At 35.5% G+C, this 22,725-nt stretch carries 23 protein-coding genes; 13 read left to right on the top strand and 10 right to left on the bottom strand.

The features are described from left to right. Window positions 1-4: 4 nt before the first annotated feature. Entirely contained in the window at window positions 5-1,636 is a 1,632-nt protein-coding gene (locus ACFVT8_RS03090; RefSeq protein ID WP_387082005.1) for a Na/Pi cotransporter family protein, read from the bottom strand. A 195-nt stretch (window positions 1,637-1,831) separates the two neighbouring features. Between ACFVT8_RS03090 and ACFVT8_RS03085 the strand changes: the two genes are divergently transcribed. From ACFVT8_RS03085 to ACFVT8_RS03070, 4 genes are all read left to right on the top strand, one after another. Then, window positions 1,832-2,350 carry a DUF1189 family protein gene (locus tag ACFVT8_RS03085; RefSeq protein WP_387082006.1) on the top strand — a complete coding sequence of 173 codons (519 nt, stop codon included), beginning with the start codon at window positions 1,832-1,834 and terminating at the stop codon, window positions 2,348-2,350. A 52-nt stretch (window positions 2,351-2,402) separates the two neighbouring features. Continuing rightward, on the top strand, window positions 2,403-2,747 hold the full coding sequence (locus ACFVT8_RS03080) for a hypothetical protein (RefSeq protein ID WP_387082007.1): 345 nt from the start codon (window positions 2,403-2,405) through the stop codon (window positions 2,745-2,747). 95 nt (window positions 2,748-2,842) lie between these two features. After that, complete coding sequence (gene ispG, locus ACFVT8_RS03075) at window positions 2,843-3,958, top strand: flavodoxin-dependent (E)-4-hydroxy-3-methylbut-2-enyl-diphosphate synthase (protein ID WP_387082008.1); 1,116 nt, start codon at window positions 2,843-2,845, stop codon at window positions 3,956-3,958. A gap of 12 nt (window positions 3,959-3,970) precedes the next feature. After that, entirely contained in the window at window positions 3,971-4,543 is a 573-nt protein-coding gene (locus ACFVT8_RS03070) for a 5' nucleotidase, NT5C type (protein ID WP_387082009.1), read from the top strand. Between the two features lie 41 nt (window positions 4,544-4,584). Here ACFVT8_RS03070 and ACFVT8_RS03065 read toward each other — a convergent pair whose 3' ends face one another. Further along, a complete protein-coding gene (locus tag ACFVT8_RS03065) occupies window positions 4,585-4,713 on the bottom strand; it encodes a hypothetical protein (protein ID WP_256469430.1) in 129 nt (42 codons plus the stop codon). 193 nt (window positions 4,714-4,906) lie between these two features. Here ACFVT8_RS03065 and ACFVT8_RS03060 point away from each other — a divergent pair, with 193 nt between their 5' ends. Next, on the top strand, window positions 4,907-5,401 hold the full coding sequence (locus tag ACFVT8_RS03060) for a hypothetical protein (protein WP_387082545.1): 495 nt from the start codon (window positions 4,907-4,909) through the stop codon (window positions 5,399-5,401). A 253-nt stretch (window positions 5,402-5,654) separates the two neighbouring features. On the opposite strand, the gene ACFVT8_RS03055 is transcribed toward ACFVT8_RS03060, so the two are convergent. Next, window positions 5,655-6,233, bottom strand: coding sequence for a YdcF family protein (locus ACFVT8_RS03055; RefSeq protein WP_387082010.1), 579 nt, complete (start codon window positions 6,231-6,233; stop codon window positions 5,655-5,657). Between the two features lie 577 nt (window positions 6,234-6,810). On the opposite strand from ACFVT8_RS03055, the gene ACFVT8_RS03050 reads away from it, so the two are divergent. The 3 genes from ACFVT8_RS03050 to ACFVT8_RS03040 all read left to right on the top strand — a co-directional run bounded on the left by ACFVT8_RS03050 (window position 6,811) and on the right by ACFVT8_RS03040 (window position 9,134). Next, window positions 6,811-7,200 (top strand): MerR family transcriptional regulator, encoded by a 390-nt coding sequence (locus tag ACFVT8_RS03050; RefSeq protein WP_387224230.1) that lies wholly within the window; start codon window positions 6,811-6,813, stop codon window positions 7,198-7,200. Window positions 7,201-7,232: 32 nt separating this feature from the next. Further along, window positions 7,233-8,561 carry a hemolysin family protein gene (locus tag ACFVT8_RS03045; protein ID WP_387082011.1) on the top strand — a complete coding sequence of 443 codons (1,329 nt, stop codon included), beginning with the start codon at window positions 7,233-7,235 and terminating at the stop codon, window positions 8,559-8,561. A gap of 168 nt (window positions 8,562-8,729) precedes the next feature. Then, a complete protein-coding gene (locus tag ACFVT8_RS03040; RefSeq protein ID WP_387082012.1) occupies window positions 8,730-9,134 on the top strand; it encodes a hypothetical protein in 405 nt (134 codons plus the stop codon). Between the two features lie 144 nt (window positions 9,135-9,278). Here the strand turns inward: ACFVT8_RS03040 and ACFVT8_RS03035 are convergent, their stop codons facing one another. Continuing rightward, window positions 9,279-9,743, bottom strand: a complete 465-nt coding sequence (locus tag ACFVT8_RS03035) for a hypothetical protein (RefSeq protein WP_387082013.1) — start codon at window positions 9,741-9,743, stop codon at window positions 9,279-9,281. A gap of 198 nt (window positions 9,744-9,941) precedes the next feature. Between ACFVT8_RS03035 and ACFVT8_RS03030 the strand changes: the two genes are divergently transcribed. Together ACFVT8_RS03030 and ACFVT8_RS03025 are read left to right on the top strand one after the other, a co-directional pair. Next, window positions 9,942-10,391 (top strand): helix-turn-helix transcriptional regulator, encoded by a 450-nt coding sequence (locus tag ACFVT8_RS03030; RefSeq protein ID WP_387082014.1) that lies wholly within the window; start codon window positions 9,942-9,944, stop codon window positions 10,389-10,391. Between the two features lie 502 nt (window positions 10,392-10,893). After that, a complete protein-coding gene (locus ACFVT8_RS03025; RefSeq protein ID WP_387082015.1) occupies window positions 10,894-11,628 on the top strand; it encodes a metallophosphoesterase in 735 nt (244 codons plus the stop codon). A 33-nt stretch (window positions 11,629-11,661) separates the two neighbouring features. Here ACFVT8_RS03025 and cyoE read toward each other — a convergent pair whose 3' ends face one another. Continuing rightward, window positions 11,662-12,612 (bottom strand): heme o synthase, encoded by a 951-nt coding sequence (cyoE, locus tag ACFVT8_RS03020; RefSeq protein ID WP_387082016.1) that lies wholly within the window; start codon window positions 12,610-12,612, stop codon window positions 11,662-11,664. A 597-nt stretch (window positions 12,613-13,209) separates the two neighbouring features. Here cyoE and proC point away from each other — a divergent pair. Continuing rightward, entirely contained in the window at window positions 13,210-14,010 is an 801-nt protein-coding gene (gene proC, locus ACFVT8_RS03015; RefSeq protein ID WP_387082017.1) for a pyrroline-5-carboxylate reductase, read from the top strand. A 66-nt stretch (window positions 14,011-14,076) separates the two neighbouring features. Here the strand turns inward: proC and ACFVT8_RS03010 are convergent, their stop codons facing one another. From ACFVT8_RS03010 to ACFVT8_RS02990, 5 genes are all read right to left on the bottom strand, one after another. Beyond that, window positions 14,077-14,730: an alpha/beta hydrolase gene (locus tag ACFVT8_RS03010; protein WP_387082018.1), complete on the bottom strand. Its 654-nt coding sequence runs from the start codon at window positions 14,728-14,730 to the stop codon at window positions 14,077-14,079. 255 nt (window positions 14,731-14,985) lie between these two features. After that, window positions 14,986-15,540, bottom strand: coding sequence for a hypothetical protein (locus ACFVT8_RS03005; protein ID WP_387082019.1), 555 nt, complete (start codon window positions 15,538-15,540; stop codon window positions 14,986-14,988). A gap of 168 nt (window positions 15,541-15,708) precedes the next feature. Continuing rightward, window positions 15,709-17,886, bottom strand: coding sequence for a bifunctional diguanylate cyclase/phosphodiesterase (locus ACFVT8_RS03000; protein ID WP_387082020.1), 2,178 nt, complete (start codon window positions 17,884-17,886; stop codon window positions 15,709-15,711). Between the two features lie 431 nt (window positions 17,887-18,317). After that, window positions 18,318-19,019, bottom strand: a complete 702-nt coding sequence (locus ACFVT8_RS02995) for a tetratricopeptide repeat protein (protein ID WP_387082021.1) — start codon at window positions 19,017-19,019, stop codon at window positions 18,318-18,320. 103 nt (window positions 19,020-19,122) lie between these two features. Further along, window positions 19,123-19,602 carry a thioredoxin family protein gene (locus tag ACFVT8_RS02990; protein WP_387082022.1) on the bottom strand — a complete coding sequence of 160 codons (480 nt, stop codon included), beginning with the start codon at window positions 19,600-19,602 and terminating at the stop codon, window positions 19,123-19,125. 192 nt (window positions 19,603-19,794) lie between these two features. On the opposite strand from ACFVT8_RS02990, the gene ACFVT8_RS02985 reads away from it, so the two are divergent. Beyond that, the gene (locus ACFVT8_RS02985) at window positions 19,795-22,107 is read left to right on the top strand and encodes a YhgE/Pip family protein (RefSeq protein ID WP_387082023.1); all 2,313 of its coding nucleotides are present in this window, start codon (window positions 19,795-19,797) and stop codon (window positions 22,105-22,107) included. Between the two features lie 80 nt (window positions 22,108-22,187). Further along, window positions 22,188-22,691 carry a PCYCGC motif-containing (lipo)protein gene (locus ACFVT8_RS02980; protein WP_387082024.1) on the top strand — a complete coding sequence of 168 codons (504 nt, stop codon included), beginning with the start codon at window positions 22,188-22,190 and terminating at the stop codon, window positions 22,689-22,691. Window positions 22,692-22,725 lie beyond the last annotated feature (34 nt).

Below are 22,725 nucleotides of genomic sequence, written 5' to 3'. Positions count from 1 at the left end.
TGATTTAATGTCGAATTCCTAAAATAGAGTCAGCTATATTTACAGCATGATCTCCTATACGTTCTAAATTGCTAATGATATCCGTATAGACGATTCCCGCCGCTCCATTACATTCATTTGTATTTAAGCGCGCAATATGCTTTTGTCTTAGCTTATCTTCCATATCATCTATCAAACTTTCGAGCTCAGTTACTTCCTGTGCCAAGCTCAAACTTGCTGTATCCAGAGCCGCTATACTCTTTCGTACAGCTTCAACCGCTAAGCTAAACATACCTATTAAATCTTGTCGTGCTGACTTACTTAAAGTTACCTCGTGATGATCTTTATATTGTAAAAGCTCTAAAATATTTTCAAAATGATCGCCAATCCGTTCAATGTCTCGTACATTTGTTAGAAGTGTATGGTGTCTTACTGAGTCTGCACGAGAAAGTGGTTGCTTAGACACCATCACTAAGTAATTCGTGATTTCCTTGTCTAAATGATTGAGAGCTACTTCTAATTGTAAAACTGTGGGAATATGAGTAGCTTCACCTGTTTTCATATATAAAAATGTTTCTTCTAAACCACGAAGGGCATGCTCCCCCATACGTAACACTTCCTCTTTCGCTTGTCCAAGTGCAATCGCTGGAGAAGAATCAATGAATGAAGGATCTAAATGCTTCGTTGTTACATTAATATTTCCATCGTGCCCAGGAACTAACTTCGTGACAAGTACAGCCAACCCTCCGATAAATGGCAGCTGAATCATCATATTAATAATGTTAAATGAGCCATGCGCTATCGCTATTTGCATTTTTGCTTCTAGATGGAATAACCCGCTTACCCACTGAACGTAATGCATATATGGTGTAAAGAACACCATGAAAATAATCGTACCTATAATATTAAATAGCACATGTGCCGCTGCCGCACGTTTAGCATATATTGAAGCACCAAGTGAAGCCAATACTGCCGTAATAGTCGTGCCTATATTTTCACCAAATAATATAGGTAAAGCACTATCTAAGCCAATTAAATGCTCAGCATACAAGCCCTGTAGCACACCAACAGTCGCTGTTGAGCTTTGGACAAGCAATGTAAAAACTGTCCCAAGAAAAATCCCTACAATGGGCTGGTTGCTTAGATGAATCGTTAATGATTCAAAGTCCGCTAATTGATGAAGTGACTGCATACTCGCACTCATTAACTCTAATCCTAAAAATAATCCCCCAAAGCCAAATAATATTTGTCCAATATACTGATATGTCGATTTCTTAAAGAAAAATAACAGCCCTGCACCAATCGCCAATAACGGATAAAAATAAATGCCGATATTAATACCAATAATAAATGCGGTTATTGTCGTTCCAATATTGGCCCCCATGATGACACCGATTGCTTGACGCAATGTTAAAAACCCTGCACTCACTAGCCCAACCGTAATCACTGTCGTTGCAGAGCTCGACTGGATACAAATCGTCACAATTATGCCTACTAACACTCCCATTAAAGGGTTTGTTGTAAAACGATTCAACCATTCACGCAGTCGATCATCTGCCGATTTTTGGAGCCCATCCCCCATGAATTTAATGGAAAATAAAAAGACTCCTAAACCGCCTAAAAATTGAAACAGTATGTTTTGCCAATCTATTGTCAATTGTATTCGCTCCAATTCCTACGTCTCTACTACTCTATTCCTAATCTTTAAATGATAGTATAAAAAAAGTAAAGAAAACCTTTAACTTCTTTACACAATATTAACATTTCATCATCGTATTCTCAGTTATTATTACTAATTTCATATCTTGTCAAAGTTGAACATGATAGAATAGCGATTGGAGGAGATATGTTTATGAAACACTCACAACTATTTATGGATAGCTTAGTTCATCCCAAAAAACTTGCTGCCTATCGATTATTACCTATTGGAAAAGTCATCCAATATACCTTTCTTCTAATTACTGTTGTTACAGTTTTCTCATTTGGTCGTTTTACGGCTGGTATGTCTGTTGATACATTTGATATGAATAGTTTAACTGGTATAACTGAATACATAGAAGGCGTTAAATGGGTATTGTATCCCGTGACATTCATTATGCTTTTTGTTTTTACAACGATGCTTATTTTTGCACAGATTGCTCTCTATGCCTTGGCAGGTCTACTGATCTTAAAAGTCATGAAACGTCGTGGAGAATACCGTCATATTTGGCGTACTACAACATTTGCTATGACTTGGGCAATTCTAATAAGTATGCTATCAGATTATCTACCAATTAACAGCACAATTATTTCTGTTTTCTCTTTATTTTTAACAGTGACTCTACTAATCGTTGCAATGACAAAGTATCCAAAACAACCAAACACAAAATAATGTGCATGATTCCCCTCTCTTCTAAATATAGTGTAGAAAAGGAGGGGATTTTTTGCGTGCTTTAGTATTAACAGCTTTTATCATTATTTTTGCTTTTGTCGTGAAAGTAGATTTAACAGAAGGTTCATTACATTTTGCTGCCATTTCTCCGAAAAATACAGAAAACGCCCTTTGTGAAAAACAGCAAGAGCCAGATTATATCACTGTACAGACTATTCAAGGCGATACCATTCACAGTTTATTTGCACTTCATCCTGCCAAAGTACCCATGACCTTTCCTGAACGTTTACAACTATTTTATAAATTAAACCCACACTTACAATTACAGGCTCTTGTTCCTGGTGAAAATATTAAGCTTCCACTGTCATTTGAATTTGAAAACAAATGCGGAAAATGAAAAGTTAGCGTTTCTTCCTTGTCCTTATTTTCTTACACTGCTAAAATAAATGTCAGTGACGGTCGAAAGTATGGCCCGAAAAGGAGAGAAAGTTAATGAGTGAAATTTGTCACCGTACGAATACACGTCCCGTGCGTGTCGGTAACTTAACAATTGGTGGTAGTAATGAATTATTCATTCAAAGTATGTGTACAACAAAAACACATGATGTCGAAGCAACAGTAGCAGAAATTCTTCGTCTAGAGGAAGCAGGCTGTCAAATTGTTCGCGTCGCAGTTCCAGATGAACGTGCAGCTGATGCGATTGCAGAAATAAAAAAACGTATCCACATTCCATTAGTAGCTGATATTCACTTTGATTATAAATTAGCATTAAAAGCAATTGAAAATGGTATCGATAAAGTTCGTATTAACCCAGGTAATATTGGGCGTAAAGAAAAAGTAGAGGCTGTTGTTAACGCAGCTAAGGCTAAAGGTATTCCAATCCGTATCGGTGTAAACGCTGGTTCATTAGAACGTCATATTTTAGAAAAATATGGTTACCCTACTGCAGACGGAATGGTAGAATCTGCCCTTCACCATATTAAAATTTTGGAAGACTTGGACTTCCACGATATTATCGTATCCATGAAGGCATCAGACGTAAATCTAGCGATTGAAGCTTATGAAAAAGCGTCTAAAGCCTTTGATTACCCTCTACATTTAGGAATTACTGAATCAGGTACATTATTTGCTGGTACGGTAAAATCAGCTGCTGGCCTTGGTGCAATCCTTTCAAAAGGAATTGGTAATACGTTGCGTATTTCACTATCTGCAGACCCTGTGGAAGAGATAAAAGTAGCACGTGAGCTATTAAAATCATTCGGTCTTGCTTCAAATATGGCAACCCTAATTTCATGCCCAACATGTGGTCGTATCGAAATTGATTTAATTTCAATTGCCAATGAAGTAGAAGAATATATTTCTAAACTTAATGTACCTTTAAAAGTAGCTGTTCTTGGTTGTGCTGTTAACGGTCCTGGTGAAGCACGCGAAGCCGACATCGGTATTGCTGGTGCTCGTGGTGAAGGTTTACTATTTATGAAGGGCAAAACAGTTCGTAAAGTGCCTGAAGAAACAATGGTAGAAGAGCTGAAAAAAGAAATCGATAAATTAGCTGCTGAAATGGCAGAAAAACGCGCGGCTGAAGAAGCAGAAAAAGCGAACGCCTAAGGAGGTGCTAGCATGAAAAAGCCCCGTTTCGGAATTGATATCGATGGAACAGTGACATGTCCTAGTACACTCATTCCACATATCAATAAACAATACAATGTAAATATTACACTTGACGATGTGTGCGAATATGATTTTTTATCAGCATTTCCCCACCCCGTTGATCCTATAGCATTTAATATATGGTTTAAAGAAAATGAACCGTTTATGTACGAAGTATCTGAAGCGGCGAAAGATGCGAAAGATATTTTAAATACGTGGAAAGAAAACTACGAACTTTATTACATCTCTGCTCGTGGTGAGAATGTATCAGATGTTACGGTAAATTGGTTTAAATCACAATCTATTCCGTACGATCATATTGAGCTCATCGGTAGTCACGATAAGATTTCCGTTGCGAAAAAGTATGATGTTGAGGCATTTTTTGAGGATAAGCATGATAATGCGGTTATGCTTGCGGAGGAATTAAAAATACCAGTCGTATTATTTGACACTCCGTATAATCGTCTTGCTATCCCAGACAATGTCGTACGCGTTTATAACTGGCAAGAAGCCAATCAATTTATCACAAACTATTTTAAATAAACAATTAAAGTCGTGTTCAATAAATGAACACGACTCTTCTTTTATACATCAAGTATTCCTCGTAACCATCGCTCCACAAAATTTTCAAAGGTAATGCCATAATTTTCATAAACAGCATGGTACACGAAATAAGTTCCTAATCGCTCAAGTAATTCATCATTAATCTTCATCACAAACCACTCCCTTTTTAAATTTACTAAATTTTCAGATACTTAAACTTCCAATTTCTCGAACATTCTAGTGGAGGTCGCATCGTTGAAAAACCGTCACAATCTGCCGCCTTCATGCCCTTTCTTCACAGTTTTCTTTTCGTTAATATAGTAGTAACAACTTGCAATACTGGAGGGACTACATGTGAGATGGATGACAAAGGTAGCTTGTATAACATGTCTTTGCGCGCCGCTAGCTGGCTGTGGTGATCGATTATCTGAAATTAAAGAAGCGGTTTCAGGTATAAATTCAGCAGCAGAAACTGCAGCCAGTGCAGTTGGTCGTGATGTACATGCTATACGAGCAATTGCCATTAACTATAAAGATACATCTTTTACGGTTAATGACCTGTTTAAAACTATTTTACGTGACGTACGCTGGGATTATGACGCTGAAAAAAGAGAGCTTCATGTGAGAGGCACATGGCAAGCACCACTATTTTCTGAACAGCCATGGGATGATACAATGAAAAAACAACTTGCAGAAACAGGTGTAGTAAAGATTACGTGCACTTTTGAGAATAATAAAATTGATAGCGCTCTCACAAATATAACACTTATTTTTAATGACGAAACGATTCTAGAAATGACTGGTGAGGATGCACTTCATCACCTATATGATACATATTTACAAGAAGAAGCTTCGTAAGCTTTTACAAGGCTGTTTTCTCAAAGATTGTTACTGTTATAAAAAAAAGGCAGATTTAATCTACACGTGTAGATTAAATTCTGTCTTTTTGTTCTTTATTTCGTAATCGAAAAATTAACTAGAGCTCCCCGTTTGTTTAAGTTTATTAATTCACAAATTGCCAAAAAATAATTTCTTAGTATTTTCGGTAAATCACAATTTAACTAGTGTCATTGTCTAGTTGCATCTTATTCTAGGCTGTTATTCTGTGATGCTAGGTGAGGATATGTATTTTTTCTAAATAATACTTCACGATAGCTAAATATTCTCTAGAGTAGTACTTAATACGAAATTCAGATGGTGTTGCAGCTGGTAAGCCGGTAACGTTAAGTCCTAAATCTTCAGCAATGGATTCGGCTCGATAAAGATGGAATCGGTTTGTTACAACTACAACTGTGGAATCTTTGCCTATGTAATCCATCGAATACTGAAAGTTTTCAAGAGTGCGAGTAGAATTGGATTCGGTGATGATTCGTTTTTCATCAATACCTAATTTCATTAATGATTCTTTAATTACAGAAGCTTCCGACACAATTTCGTCCTGCCCCTGACCACCAGAAGCGATTGCAATTGTATTTTGATTTTCTTTTAAGTAAGCAGCTGCGGTCTTGATGCGCTCGAACAGTAGACTAGACGGTTGATCTCCCGATAAACGTGTACCTAAAATAATGAGGTAGTCTGCATTTTCTTTCGCAGTATCTTTGCCTTGAGACACGATAAGTAAGTGTAGGCAGAGGAAAAAAACAAGTACTGCTGCGAGCAATATAGTGATAAGCTTAAATACCTTCTTCATAATAACCTCCATATACACTGTAACGATTTACATTATATAAATTATAGGTAGCAAATTTCAATCGTTGCTATTACTACCCTTTATTTTATTCTTAAATCGTCTGTAGAATAAATAAAAACGACCGTTGATAAGCTCAGAATAGAAAACTGTATTATGTTTATGTCCAAAATATAAATATAACATCTTCGCCTAAAATAATCTCGCCCAGTGGCAGTTCTTTAGAGGGCGAAAGGAGTTTATATTATTTATTTCATCCTCACGATTAATTTCATACAGCACACTGTCCTCACCTTTTAATCTTAATAATCCAATTTGCTTTATAGTAAGACGAACGGAATGGTGTGATGTTCCAATTTTTCTCCACCTAACTTGCACTATTAAGTGAAGAAACAACATCTTTGAGAAAACATCCTAAAGAAATAATTATGCCCTACTAAATGATGTAGGATTCTTCGGCCAATAAGCCTTTTCACAAAAAGAAATCTTACAATTTAGAAATATTGGACTCTCTTATTTGAAACTGACCAAACCAGCAAGTTATAATCAAAGTATCACGTGATGGTTTGGAGGTGTTTTCATTGGGACAGAGAAATTAAAAATTGGCGAGCTTGCAGAAAAAACAGGTATTACCAAAAGAACAATCGATTATTATACAAATATTGGCTTATTAGAAGCCGAACGTTCTGCATCCAATTATCGCTACTATGCCCCTACAATGATTGAACGACTTCATATTATTGAGCAACGCAAACAACAAGGTCTTTCACTCATAGAAATACAACATGAACTAAACACTTCGCATGAAGAAATCGATGTGCAAATGCTACGTGTAAAAATGCAGGATGTAACTTCTCTACTTGAACAAATAAACAAACAAGACAATAAATATATTGAAAAGATTAAAAAAAATGTTTCACCCGAAAGTATTGCACTTATGCAATCTTTATTTTTACTTATTCATAATTAGGAGGTGACGTTCTGTTCATACAGAACGACTATTTGGAGACCATACTCAACTTATCGATTTTTATCATTTTATTAGCTTTAACTGGCTTTTTCGTGGCAACGGAATTTGCTATTGTAAAAGTACGTTCCTCAAGGCTTGACCAATTAATTGCGGAGGGCAATAAGAAAGCCATTTCTGCAAAGTATGTTGTCAATCATTTAGACGAGTACTTATCTGCCTGTCAGCTTGGTATTACTGTAACAGCGCTTGGTATCGGGATGGTCGGTGAAAAAACCTTTGAATTTATGCTACACCCTCTTTTTAACCTTATTGGTATTTCAGATAAATATATGACGATCTTTACAATTGGTAGTGCCTTTGCCATTGCAACATTTTTACATGTTGTTGTCGGAGAGTTGGCACCAAAAACCGCTGCGATTCAAAAGGCTGAAATGATTACACTCCGTTTTGCCAAACCTATTATGTTGTTCTATAAAGTGATGTATCCATTTATCTGGTTCTTGAATGGCTCAGCTCGAGTATTAATTGGTATATTTGGTATGAAGCCAGCTTCAGAGCATGAGTTATCACATACAGAGGAAGAATTACGATTACTGCTATCTGAAAGCTTTGAAAGTGGTGAAATTAATAAAACAGAGCTAAAGTTTGTAAATAATGTCTTTGAATTTGATGAACGTATTGCTCGTGAAATTATGGTTCCTCGAACAGAGATTATTGGAATTGAAAAAAATGAATCTTTTACAAATATGATTCATTTTATCGCCGCAGAAAAATATACTCGTTATCCCGTTTATGATGGTGATCGTGATAATATTTTAGGCTTTATCAACGTTAAGGAATTATTTACACAAAGTTTGCTGGAGCAACTTACAGACGACTCATTAATCCTTGAAGATTTCATTAATCCTGTTATAAGAGTAATTGAAACAATTCCTATTCAAGAATTACTTGTGCGTATGCAAAAAGAGCGAATTCATATGGCCATTTTAATGGATGAATACGGCGGGACATCGGGCCTTGTAACAGTCGAGGATATTTTAGAAGAAATTGTAGGTGAGATTCGCGATGAGTTCGATGATGATGAAATTGCAGAAATCCGAAAAGTAAATGACAATCACTATATATTAAATGCAAAGATGCTCATTGAAGATGTTGAAAAACTATTAAATGTGACACTTGAAGCAGAAGAAGTCGAAACATTGGGCGGTTGGTTTTTAACTGTAAATAATGGCATTAAAGCAACTAAAAATATTGAGCTAGCCCCATATTTATTTAGTATTTATGAGCAGCAAGGACATCGAATTCATTATATCGAAGTCCGTCCCCTTCGCAATATTTTACCTACTGTTTTAGAAGCATAATCTGATTGATACAGTTTTCTTAATAGTTTATAACAATTATAGCTTCACTAGCATCATTCAAATAGGACCATTCTAATTATTCCAAATACTTTAGTCTTATTCCATTATTAGGCATATCCATATATAATAGATATATGGATATGATTCTATTTTCAGGGGGCATTACATATGAAATTGTTTAAACTATATCATTCGGGCGGTATCCATATTATTACCGACGTCAAAAAACACAAAACTAACATTGAATTAAAAACAATTACAGGTGAAGTATTATATATTATCGTCGTAACAGATGAAAACTACACAGTGTACGATGATCGTTTTGCTGGCGCTTCAAAGCAATTAAATTCTGTGGAAGCATTTGATATCGACGGAAACTTCCGTAGCTTAGATTTTGATAATATGCGTTCACTCTTCAAAGAGGCATTTACGAAGCTATTACAAGAGATTGCAGAATGTGTGAATGAAAATGATGAGCTAGTAGATATTGATACACTACGTCATAAAGTAAGCGCTCAAATAAAAGGTATCCACTTCCGTGTTATTTCTGACACGAAAAAATACGAGATTTAATTATCTAACAGACTGTCCTATGTATAGATTGATGGACAGTCTGTTTTTTTATGCTTCAATTATTATGACTATTTTCTCAAAGATTGTTGCTTCTGATTTGGCTATCTTCTTCAACTAAAGCCGCCGTTAGTTCAAGAAGAACTGCTATAGTGGTAATGTTGCACCAATCAACTCGTCTTCCTGATTAAGATAATCCAAAACATTCTGTATATCCTCTATATTATAACTTTTAACAACTATCATATTCTTTATGTGGAGTCCTGTTGGATATAAGTTTGGTTGTTGTAAAAAATTCCCTAATCGTTCTGGAGTATACAGAATACACCATCTTTCACTTCCATCACTCATTTTCAAACTTATTTCTATCCAACTTGTTTCAGTAACGTCATTTGATACTTCATCATCAAACTTCCAGCTTATTAACTCTATGACGTCCTCCCTATTCACACTAAAAAGGTATAGTGGAAACCATCTTACTCGTCCATTGTCGCATTTAATACGAACCATTTCTTTATCATTATTTATATCAACCAGTTGGTATTTATTCCCTCTAGTTAATACTTCGGGATATGCACCATGTTTTCGACAAATCAAATTCTTGTTTTTCATAAAACCTCCAAATTTAGCGGAAATGGAATGTAAACTTTACAAGTAATACTACCACGTTATTCAACTAACTGTCTGTGAGTTGAATAAACAACAGCTATTATTAATTACGTTACCCACAGTTATCCGCAAAACCGAAAACATCTCTTAACACTTTCATGTATAATAGTATTTAACTATCTGAAAGAAAGGGTGTTTTGGATGAATCGTGAACAATTAATCACACTCATTTCAGAAAAACTGAAATTAATCCGTACCGAAAAAGATTTAACTCAGGATCAAATGAGTGATTTACTGGGACTCTCAAAAAAAACACTTGTTCAAATTGAAAAAGGTCGTATCTGTACTGGCTGGACTACAACGGTTGCGGTTTGTGCATTATGCAGAGAAAGCTCAATTTTGCAACATGAGCTTGGCGGAGATCCACTTGAGGTTGTTGACTTAATCGCAAATAACGGAACATTACAACCAAAGGAAAAAACAATGGGTGGATACATATGGTGGAAAAATCTTAGTGAGTATAATGGTTATCACCTGCAACAAAACGTCATTAGTCAGCATTTTCGAATTTTAGATACATCCAACTACCGACTACTATCAACATTCGACGAGTCGATAGCACAACAAGCATGGGAAAAGCTTCAAGAATAATCACATACTGTACTCGCGCATAACGTAGAAGCATTACATCCACACACTTCTAATGCGCGAGTAGTTAATTACTACAATTGTGGCATCCTTTCTCCATTCTCACTTTTATTGCTTACTCTCACATCTCCTAGCTTTTTTCACAAAGCCTTACACCTCGTGCCCTAAATCACCTTCATCCCCCAGGTTAATCTTCTGTTTCATCGTTACTCTTTGCTACAAAAATATTGCTGAAAGAAGTTAAAAATGCCATCACTATATTCTTCATAATCTTATTGAAGTGGCTGTTGCAGATATTCTCTCCTTTCGCTATTTCAACACTATAGACAAATGAATAAGGAAATGGAACCACTTCGACATATGATAAAATGTAGATAGAAACCGATAGAATGAAGTGATAACTTTTCATTCAAACTTTTAGTTAAAAGTTGCATTAGTCGAAATTTGTAAAACTATTCTCTATACTTAATAATAGCTTCTTTAAAACTGGAAAGGATGCTCTTTTATGAATCGAATACTAGCAATTAGTGATATACATGGGGAATTAGAACTTTTAGAAGAATTATTATTAAAAGTTAATTATGATACTATGCAAGATCAACTATTTTTACTTGGCGATTATATTGATCGAGGACCGGCATCTTGCGGCGTTTTAAACTTAGTGGGAGAATTGCAATCAAAAGGTGCACGTGTTTTACTAGGAAATCATGAAGCCATTATGCTAAAAGCATGTCGCTCTGGTCATCCTAAGCCATGGAATCATTGGGTGGGACTTTGTGGTGGTGATGCAACACTTGAAAGCTATGGGTATCAGTTAGACGATTTTAAAGAGGCCATCGAAAATGATACATTACCTAGCTTTATTCAGACCTTACCAAAGCTCGAAGAACATTTACAGCTTATCGAAACCTTTGATACTTACATCGAATTAGAGGATGCCATTTTTGTACACGGCGGTGTTGTTCCCGGCGTAGCTTTAGCAGAGACAGATCCCATACAATTTTTGTGGATTCGTGAAGAATTTCATGTAGGTTATCAAGGCGAGAAAACCGTAATCTTTGGTCACACACCTACCTATAGACTTCACCAAAATCCGACAGATTACAGTGTCTATTTTGGTGAAAATAATATTATTGGGATTGATGGTGGGGCTGTTTTTGGAGGTAAGTTACACGCATTAGAATGGCCAAGTCGTCAAATAATCTCTGTGGAAAAGGAAAAGCCAACAAGTGTAGAATAACCTGTTGGCTTTTCCTGCTGATGAAGTTAAACTTTAATACAATTTAAAAATAACACCTACTAAAGAATACACAATAACCGTTGTAAATAAAATCGTCATATGGATAAGTGAGAAAACAAACATTTTTGTCGCCCACTTTATTTGATCTTTATTACTGTGATAACCGTAAATACTCATAACAAGCCATGCAATGCTTAGCAATAGAGCAACAAGCATAATCCCAACACTTAATGTGCCAAATAAGAAGCTTGATAAGATTAATAAGATTAAATAAAAGTTCGTTTGATAATAAGTACGTCGCATCCCTTTTACAACCGGAAGCATTGGAACGCCGGCCGCTTCGTAATCAGCATGCTTACGAATGGCAATTGCATAGAAATGGGGCATTTGCCAAATAACCATAACTAAAAATAGGCCAAGTATCGCAGGATGTGTAATATCAGAAGAAACAGCGGCCCAACCAATATAAGCTGGAATCGCCCCACCTATACTCCCAATTTCCGTATTATAAATCGTATGTCGTTTTGTCCACATTGTATAAGGTACTACATATAAAAATACCCCTAAAAGACCAAATCCTGCAGCTAATGGAGAAGCAAGTGCCAACACAGCTGCCCCGATAATGAGCATAGCAAAAGCTAATGTTAACGCTGATTTAGCTGACATTTCACCAGTTACCGTTGGTCGACTTTGCGTACGTGGCATTATAGCGTCGATGTCGCGGTCATACACATTATTAAATGCTCCGGCAGCACCAATAACAAGTGCTGAGCCAATCGTTGCGAAAATAATTTCAGGTATATTCTCTACAAAAGTCATTTTATTTTTGTACATACCTAGTGTTAAACCAGCCCACATCGGAATTAAATTAGACTTAATGATTCCTGTTTTTACTGTCTGAGCTAAAATAGAAGAGCGTGAGGACTTCTCCAAAGACTTCTTGGAAGATTGTATTTTATGCTCCGTTTTTAGATTTTGTTCCATTCATCTTAATTCCTTTTCTCTCTTAATTTCTATACGCTTTACCATTAGAAAGCGACAAATTTTGCATGCAATCAATTATGCCTCGGCATAATTGCGTCCGGAATCGGCTTTGTGCTTAGGCCTGCAAATGTATTTTGTGCGAAAGCGTAGTGCAACGTAGCGACAGCAACAACATGATGTTGGTCACTCAGTCGTTGCCACAGGACGTGGCGTTCTTAGACTGAGTACTTATATTTCAGCGGTTGTTGGCACATCCTTTGCCAAGTAACTTACACCAGGGATGGTTGACTTCGATAACTGCCGTTGCAGTTTAGCTACAAAAACATTCACTGAATGAAGTTAGATATCAAATTATTATTCTACCTCTTTTAGATAGAGTCTGTCTCAATGTTCACATAAAGTACATGATTTTCTTACTCTTTATATTCACCTAATGAAAATAGAGATACACGTTCATTCACAACATCTTCTATGATACCACCGACTGACGTGAATTTGAACCTAATTGGCTTGATTCTTTGCATATTACTATTCAAGTAAAACAATCTACTCTATACTAAGGTGTATGTTTTAACTATATAAAGGAGTGTCTACCACGTGAAATACGGATTTATCGGCCTTGGAAATATGACAACGGCCATTATTAAAGGAATGTGTAAAAGCGGAGATTTTGATCCCACTTTTATTTATGGCTATAATCGTACCAAAGCAAAAACAACAAAATTAGCAACCTCTTACGGTATTCAAGCCGCAAGCTCTATTGAAGATATTATGTCAAATTGTGACGTCATTATCCTCGGTGTTAAACCCCAAATGTTACCAGATGTTTTACCAGAGGTGAAAAAGCATTTACAAGACAACCATGTTATTGTTTCCATTGCGGCAGGTAAAAACATTTCATATTTTCAAGGTTATCTATCTGAAGTTACCCCTATTATTCGTGTAATGCCAAATATTAATGCGCTTATCGGTGCCTCTACAAGTTGCTATATGGCGAGTGAAGAAGTATCAGATGTGCAGCTACAGCATGTCATTTCACTATTTGAAACAGTTGGCACAATAATTGAGGTGCCTGAACACTTATTTTCCATATTTACGACGATCGGTGGTGCTTCTCCAGCGTTCACCTATATGTATATAGACGCTTTAGCACGTGCTGCTGTACGTGAAGGGATGCCAAAAAACATGGCGCTCGATATTGCGGCAAATGCAGTACTCGGCAGTGCAAAAATGATTATCCAATCACAGGAACATCCTTGGGCACTTGTAGATCAGGTATGCTCACCGGGAGGGACAACTATTCAAGGTGTATCCTCATTACAAAGTAATCATTTTGAAACAACGATTCACGATGCAGTAACTGCCGTGACTGACAAAGATCGAAGCTTATCAAAATAGAGCTTGATTGATCTACTAAAGAATAAAAATAAAACCGAGACATCCTAGGTGTCTCGGTTTTTCATTTCATTGAATATTATCTTGTAATTCCTGTGCTAAAAATGCAGTTAGATCACGGAGATTTTCAGGTGTCACACCATGACCGTCTGGGTACTGTTTAAATGTTACAGTAGCACCGAATTGCTCAAATTTTTCTTTACTTTCAGCACCCCATTGCGAAGGGATAACATAATCATAATCACCATGAGATATAAATGCATGTAAATGATTCACTGGGCGAATTGCATATTCCTCTGTCACGAATTTAGGCGTGTAGCCACTTAACGCTACTATTCCTGTAATTAAATTCCCCATTGCAAAAGCAAGTGACTGTGCTAAAACTGCCCCTTGACTGAATCCAAGCACGTACACCTTATGTGGATCAATTTGATATTCATCAATTGCCTCTAACACAAATCGCTGTAGTGCAACTAACACTTTATCAAAAATTTCACGGTCTGGATTACCGACATCCTGGATCGTGAAAAAAGCATAGCCAGGCTTTTGCGTAATAGGTCCGCGTAAGCTAATAACATGGCATTGCTCTTTAAATTCCTTCACTAATTGCGGTAAATCATCTTCATTGCTACCCATTCCATGTAATAAAAAAATCGCTGGATATTTTTTATTTGGGTCCATATTCGTTGGTTGTGTATGTTTAAATGTAAATGGTGTATTCATATAAAATTCCTTTCAGGTGAACTTAGTGTCACCTTATTATACTGCAAAAGATAACGGGACTAAAACTGGATTGCTTCGTAATCATAAATAGCTTTCATTATTAATAATCTATACCGTTCCACCTGGGTGCATTCTTAAGCGTACGATTAGCCGCTTGGAACACGATGTTTTTATGTACGATTAGGTGGGAAGTTAACTACCCGCTAAAGCCCGGTTGGTGAATACTAATAATCAGTAGGGATTAAGCCCTACTGATTAAAGTGTCACTTTATTAATAATCCCATCAGTGTGATAGGCAATATAGCCATTAATTATGCGAATCGTTTCTTGTGGATCAGCGTTAAATAGCACTTTTGATTGCTCTGGTGTTGAGACAAGTACCGTTAATAAATCCGTGCGCATTGAATGTCCCGCAGAGCTATAAGCATAATCGTAGACAATATCTTCCTCTGTCACATTGTCAGTCACATACTGCTTATGAAACAATTCTTTGGCGGAATCCATTTGTTCCGAAACCTGCTGACGAATACGCATTTGATGCATCAATAACTCTTCCTCAAGTGCAGTGGTCTTTAACCACTCTTTCTTTTCGAGCATCTTCAAAAATTCTTTTTCCCAAACTTGCTCGTTTTCAGTAAAATACAGCATATTCATCATTAACCTGTCCCAAAAATCAATTTGAGACTGTGCTGATTTACGCTGCATCTCTATTACTTCTTTAAAGTGCTCCTCAACCTTCGTAATATTCATATTGCGCACTAAATGATTACATACATTTTCAATAAACTTATTTGCCACTTCTTGTGCCATCAAAAAACCCGCCCTTTATATCTACAAATCTTTTCTCCACTATCATATCACGATTGTAGAATATAAAGAAATGGGTAACGTTTAGCAATATGGGCTTCCACAGATTTACATAGCCTAACAAAAAAAACACCCTCGTATTAGATAAAACAAGGATGTTGTATGAACACTTTATACTTCAGAAGCGGTAATTGAATCTAAAATATACTTTGCCTCATTGTGAAGCGTTTGGTAGTTCTCCTGTAATATATTTGGAGGTATCGGTTTACTGAATAAGAAACCCTGTACTGTATCACATTTGCTTTTTATTAGATATGATAACTGTTCTATCTCTTCTATTCCTTCTGCAACTACCTTTAACTGCAGATGCTTTGCCATAGAGAGAATCATGTCAACTAATGCCTTATCTGTAGAGTTCGACTGTATTTTCTGAACGAAAGATCGATCAATTTTTAAGCAATCTATAGGAAAATCCTTTAAATAAGATAATGACGAATAGCCTGTCCCAAAATCATCTACTGCGATTGTAAGCCCAAGTGCCTTCAATTTTTGTAAAATTGTCGTCATATGATCAATATTGATGGTCATACTTTCTGTTATTTCTAGCTGCAAATATTTTGGCTCTAATTGTGTTTTCTCAAGAACATTATGAATAATTTCAACTAAATTTTGCTGAAAAAGTTGACCTAATGACAGATTGACCGCTACTTTTATGGGTGGCAATCCAGCTGCTTCCCAACTCTTTACTTGTTCACATGCTGTTTCTAGAACCCATTGTCCTATAGGAACTATTAATCCCGATTCCTCAGCAATTGGAATAAAGACTCCTGGCGAAATCCAACCCTTTTTCGGATGCTGCCATCTGACTAAAGCCTCTACTGACTTAATTTGCCCAGTATGTAAATCTAGTTGCGGTTGATATTCTAAAAAAAGCTCTTGATTCGCTAATGCATCATGTAAATCATTTTCTAATATAAGTCGTTCAGTCGTTTCATTTGATATTGAAGACTCATAAAATCGTATACGTGTTGGAGTTTTCTGTGCTTCATGCATGGCATAAAGTGCAAATCTAATAAGTTCCTCTTCCTTACTAGAATGTGTTGGAAATAAAGCAATACCAATATTTAATTGACTATTGAGAGAAAAATGTTGTATTTGGAATGATTCTTCCATGACAAATTGAAGCTGTTGACATAACTGAGTCAATTGATGAGAACTCTTCACCACATCAATATAAACAACAAAATGATCTTCTCTCAGTATGCATAGTAGATATTTCTCTGGTAAAACATTTTTCAATCTTTGCGCGATTAAACTTATCATTTGGTCTGCATATGTACTACCTAAAGACGCTCTAATAGTAGAAATTCTTTCTATACCGATAGCAAGAATCGCCTTTTGTGATTTAGATATGTATAAATCTTTTTTTAATGTTTCCATTAAAAAACGTTCATTTGGTAAATTTGTAATCTCATTATGGTAAGCCATATAATGCATTTTTTCACGAGATTTTTCTAAATGATCTTGTGTATCAATTAACTGCTTAAAAGGTTTTTCGATAGATGAAAAATAAATAGCTCTAAATAAAAGATAAAATGCACCTAACTCAAAAATATGACCTATAAAGTTTTTAATATCATAAACATCTTGGTAAGTTGTAAAAAGATAATCGCTTATTATTAAATAAATCGAACTACCTACTAATAAAAATATAATTTTTGGTGCTTTTTTATAATTTTTAAACAATAGACCTATAATCACCAAATGAAATGCTACAGCTGTATATTGTAGCGTATTTTTTAATAAAGTAGGGCCTTCACCTTCTATTATAAGAGGAGGCAAAATACGCGTTGGGGCATAGAGAACGCCAAAACAACCAATAATAATTACAAATGGCAAACTATAAATAAACCAACGATAAATTAATTTGATTTCCTTCTCTTTAATAAAAAAAATAGAAAGAATACCAATCGATAATAGTAATCGACCAAGCATATAAAACCAAGTTGCCGCATACGGTGTACTTTCAGTAATAAAGAAAGGCATTCCTTTATAGGTGATTGTATGCGCCATATCTATGAAACTAATTGTTAAAAATAACGCCCCAACATAGAGGACTCTATTAGATAAAATGTACGGTGAAATTAACCACGTCTGAATCGAAATAGACATCGTTACTACAATAATGAGAATTTCCATCATTAAATGAATCGTAGCATAATTGTTCTCACCAAATATTCCATAATATTTGCCACTTCCTAATCCGAATACGATTAAGAAAATCATTGATACTAGGATAAATGGAATGAAGTGCCTCACAAATGAAAATTCCTCATTAAATTTCCACATTTTACTCCCCACCTTTGATCTCGAAATTTTCACAGATGTGTTGATTAACTATATTTACAGCCAAATTGGAAGCTGATTTCACTCAACTAGTAGTTCTAAAAAAAGTTTTATCTTAGACAGATCACGATATTTTCTTCCTATTCCACTATTTCACAAAAATTTTGGAATAATTATACTATAAGATTACCATGAAATATCGACTTTTCAATCAAAACTCAAAACCGAATAGAAATAGGGATAAATAACAAAGAAATAGGCTTATTATCATAAAATATTGATTAAATGAGTACCTTCATTTGGATATCCAATGAAACTAGAGGCAACTTGCGAAAGCTACAGAAGTTGGTCAGGAGGCATTATCATTGGCATTCCTCAGGTCAAATTTCTGCACAAAAAAAGATGCCTCAACTTATCGAGACATCTAATAATTGTTATGAAAATACATAGCTATCCATATTATCTATTGTATTTTGTATAGCCTCTTTTAATGATCGCTGATGCTCGCCACAAACGTCTAGTGCCTCCTCTAATGTAATCGCAGCATTTGCCATAAAAGGTGCCATCTGCAAATCCTTTGCTAATTGAATAAGAACAAGTGCTTTATTCCATTTCCAACGCGCATTTTTTGGATCTAAGTTAATAGCTTGCTCTAAGTAGCCAAGTGCATCAAATGGCATCCATCCAAAGCGATGCATCGTTTGACCTGTAATTCCCCAATATAACGCCTTGTTCGGGTTTTCTTTTACTGCTTGTCGAAAACAATGGACACTCTCATTGTAATGATGTGCAAACAAAAACAGTTCACCTTGTGTAAAATATGATTGTGCCTTTTCACTAGAAGTACCTGTTGTCGCTACATCCTCAAGTTCTTTAATACGCTTTGAAAATTCTGTTTCATCTTTTATCGCACGAATTTCGACGACGGTATCCGATTCCGGATAACTTTCATCCGCTCGTTCTGCATGTTGAGTTTCAACAACCAGTCCAATCTTTGGATAGTCCCCAAAATCATACTCTTCTAATAATTTAATATATTTATCAGCTATCGCTTTCTCGTTTTCATTTTTAACTTGCTTAGCCGCCTCATAACACTTCATTAGCTCACCATTATAAAAATAATCATCCATTGTCATGCAATATTCCTCCAATGTACAACTCTTCAGTATATTTAGTATACAATACAAAAATCAAAAAAGACTGATCAAAAATAACTTTTTGATACAGTCTCAGCTTTACTTATTTTTTTAATACTTCTTTATTTAAAAATGTACGCAACTTTTCATCTGATAACGCACCTACAAAACGATTAACCTCTTTACCACCTTCAAAGCGTATAAAAGTTGGTGTCGCCTCAATATTGTATTTATCCCATAGCTCTTGGTATTCATAAACATTTACTTGGGCAATATCAACACCAAGCTCCTTAGCAATAGGCATTAGCTTAGGAGTAAAAGCTTTACAGTGCACACAAACTGGACTGAAGAAATAAGCATTTACATCTTCACCAGCTTTTATTTTTTTCTCAAGCTCATCAGGTAACATAATGTTTTGGTAATTTTCGTCATCCAATTGATCGATTGTTTCTTGTTTCAGTTCTTTGTCGCCATAAGGATTATTTGCACTTGCTAATTTACTTTTGTTCGATACATTCGTTAGCACAATAATTGCCACAAATAACAAGACAATAACTGAGCCAATAATTAGTAGTTTTTTCACTAGAATGTATTCCTCCTTTTTCTCACCAAAAAACCCTAGTTTTAGTGTATTCGGGATTGATTATAAATTGTTTTTAAATCCTAGTAAACTAATTAGTCTTTGAAAATAAGTTTTTCCATAATTCAAACATAATTTGGCCCAAGTTTGGGAAGATACATATATAATGCTCAATACGAATGTGGGGTGGTTAATATGAAACACACTATCCGAAATGTTTTTCAAATTTATAAACGTGATATCCATAATATCTTAACAAACTGGGTAGTTGCTGTCATTATTGGTGGGCTTATTTTTTTACCTTCGCTTTATGCATGGCTTAATATTTACGCTTCTATGGATCCTTATGCTCATACAGAAAACATGAAAATTGCTATTGTCAATGAAGACACCGGAGCGAATGTTAGAGGTGAGGATATTAATGTCGGTAATGAGGTAGTAAATACATTAGGTACCAATCAAAACTTTACTTGGGATTTTACCTCTCATGAACAAGCCATTGATAATTTAAAAAACGGTAACTATTTTGCGGTTATTGTTGTCCCTAGTGATTTTTCTCAAAAACTAACCTCCATCCTGTCAAATATGCCTACTAAAGCGCATATCGACTATTATGTAAATGAAAAAATAAATCCAATCGCACCCAAAATTACAAGTAAGGGTGCAAGTGGCCTAACTCAACAAGTATCTAGTGAATTTATCTCAACTGTTAATGGAACTCTTTTTTCTATTTTTAATACGATCGGTGTTGAAATGGAAAGAGAAATTCCAGACTTTAGGAAGTTTGAAAATTATATTTTTACAATCGAACATCATCTCCCAGATATTGAAACCTATTTAGCGCAAACTGCCAAAGGTGGGAAAGAAGCTGAAACATTACTAAACCACACAATTACTCAAGTTCCTGAGGTTGAAAAATTAACAAATGATGGCCTTACAACTATCCATCAAGGTTTAACATTGATTAATGAAGCTGATACACTGTTCAACCAGCTTTCCCCTATCATTAAAAAAGATTTAGAAGCTGTACAAAATATTGCTCAACGATTTACAGATATAATGGGGAAGCTACAAAATGCTAATGTGGATACAGCTACCATTGCACAAATAAAGGAGACGATTAAAAACCAGCTGGATGCATCTCGTGAAAAAGTAAATACTAGCATTCAAACACTTGAAGCACTTCAAAAATTAACACAAGCTGATGCTTCGACTCGTAAGCAACTTGAAAACAAAGTACAAAACATCCTGACGGCACTACAGCAAAGCAATTCTGATGATGTTAAGACTTTACTAGCTAATAATAAAATTATTGAACAACTTGAAGCTGTTCGTGGAGATTTAAAGGCAAATCCTAGTTTAACCGATTATTCTTTAAGCTCTCTAACAGCGCTAAATCAGCTAAGCACTTTACTAACAGACGTATCAACTAAAGTACAGCAGTTAAATAACATTGATGTCGAAACGATAAAAAAAGATCTGGCCGATGTTCAAAATGTCGCACAAAATGCTTCAAATAATCTTCAACAATTCCTTACTCATTATAACGATAAGCTAGAGCCACAAATTCGTACGACCTTGACTTCTGCCAAAAATACGTTAACAAATGCATCAACTATGCTAACGAATGTAAAAGGTTTTCTACCTCAAGCAACAGATCGTTTAACAAATGCTAAAAATATGTTAGCAACAGCTAATAAGACAATTGGTACAGTACAATCAGATTTTCCTGCTTTAAGTACAAAAATTAAAGCTCTTGCGGACAAGCTACGAAAATTAGAAAGTGAAGCTGATATTTCTGAAATCGTTCAATTATTGAAAAACGACGTTAATGCTGAACGGGATTTCTTTGAGGAGCCTATTAAGCTTGAGGAACATAGAATGTTTCCAATTGCTAATTATGGAACAGCTATGACACCGTTTTACACTGTGCTTTCCATTTGGGTTGGTTGTTTATTATTAATTTCTCTTTTATCCGTAGATATTCACGACAATAATCAATATAGTATTCGCCAAATATACTTTGGACGTTTATTAACATTTGCAACTTTTTCATTTATTCAAACGCTCATTATTACAATAGGAGATACCATTCTTTTAGATGGGTCCATTAGTGCTCCTTATTTCTTTATTCCATTTGGGCTATTTATTAGCTTAGTGTTCATTACGGTTGTCTATACGCTAGTATCCGTATTTGGAAATGTTGGAAAAGCGTTAGCCATTGTCATGTTAGTGCTGCAAATTGCTGGTTCGGGTGGCACATACCCTGTAGAATTACTCCCTAAGTTTTTTCAAATAATAAATCCATTTCTTCCATTTACTTATGCAATTGGAATGATGCGAGAGGCAGTTGGTGGTATTATTTGGTCAAAGGTATGGATTGATCTTGCCTTTTTATCTTTCTTCTGGCTCCTTTTCATTCTATTTGGTGTCTTCTTAAAAAAATTACTGAGTGAGAAAATGGAACTTTTTATGAACAAAACACGCGGATTAGATATATTTCACTAATTTTCACTCGTGCCTCCTGTAAATGTTTAAATGAACGATGTTATAATGGAAGTATTGTAAACATGTAGGAGACGCTTGTGTTGAAAAAACTTCTATCTATTTTTGTTTTGTCGTTATTAGTGTTAAGTGCTTGTGGTACTGATAAACAGGTTGTTGAAAAAAATCAGAACAGAGCACAAAAAGAAGCTTCACATGAAGAACATGCTTCCGGAGATATTCAGGAGGAAACTTCATCTGCTGATGTGTTACCATCGTTTTTAAATAATAAATCAGAAGATATCCGCTTAGTATATCAAATTGCTGGACAGTCTACAGAAATCTTGGAGTGGATCCCATGCTATTGTGGATGTGGTGAATCAGCTGGACATAAAAGCAATTTAAACTGCTTTATTCAGGAGAAGCGAGAGGATGGAACAATTGTCTGGGATGATCACGGTACCCGTTGTCTCGTTTGCCTAGAAATTGCTGTACAGTCTGCAAAAATGCATAAAGACGGTATGAGCCTGAAAGAAATTCGTCAAACAATTGATGCGACTTATAAAGAAGGCTACGCAAAACCAACACCGACTGATATGCCTGCTTAATAAAAAAACTCATCATTATTGAACTGCACCCCAA

Source organism: Lysinibacillus sp. NPDC058147, from assembly GCF_042884205.1.
In the GTDB taxonomy this organism is placed as follows: Bacteria; Bacillota; Bacilli; order Bacillales_A; family Planococcaceae; genus Lysinibacillus.
The sequence above is the reverse complement of the archived record's forward strand: the minus strand, read 5'-3'. Positions and strand labels throughout refer to the sequence as shown.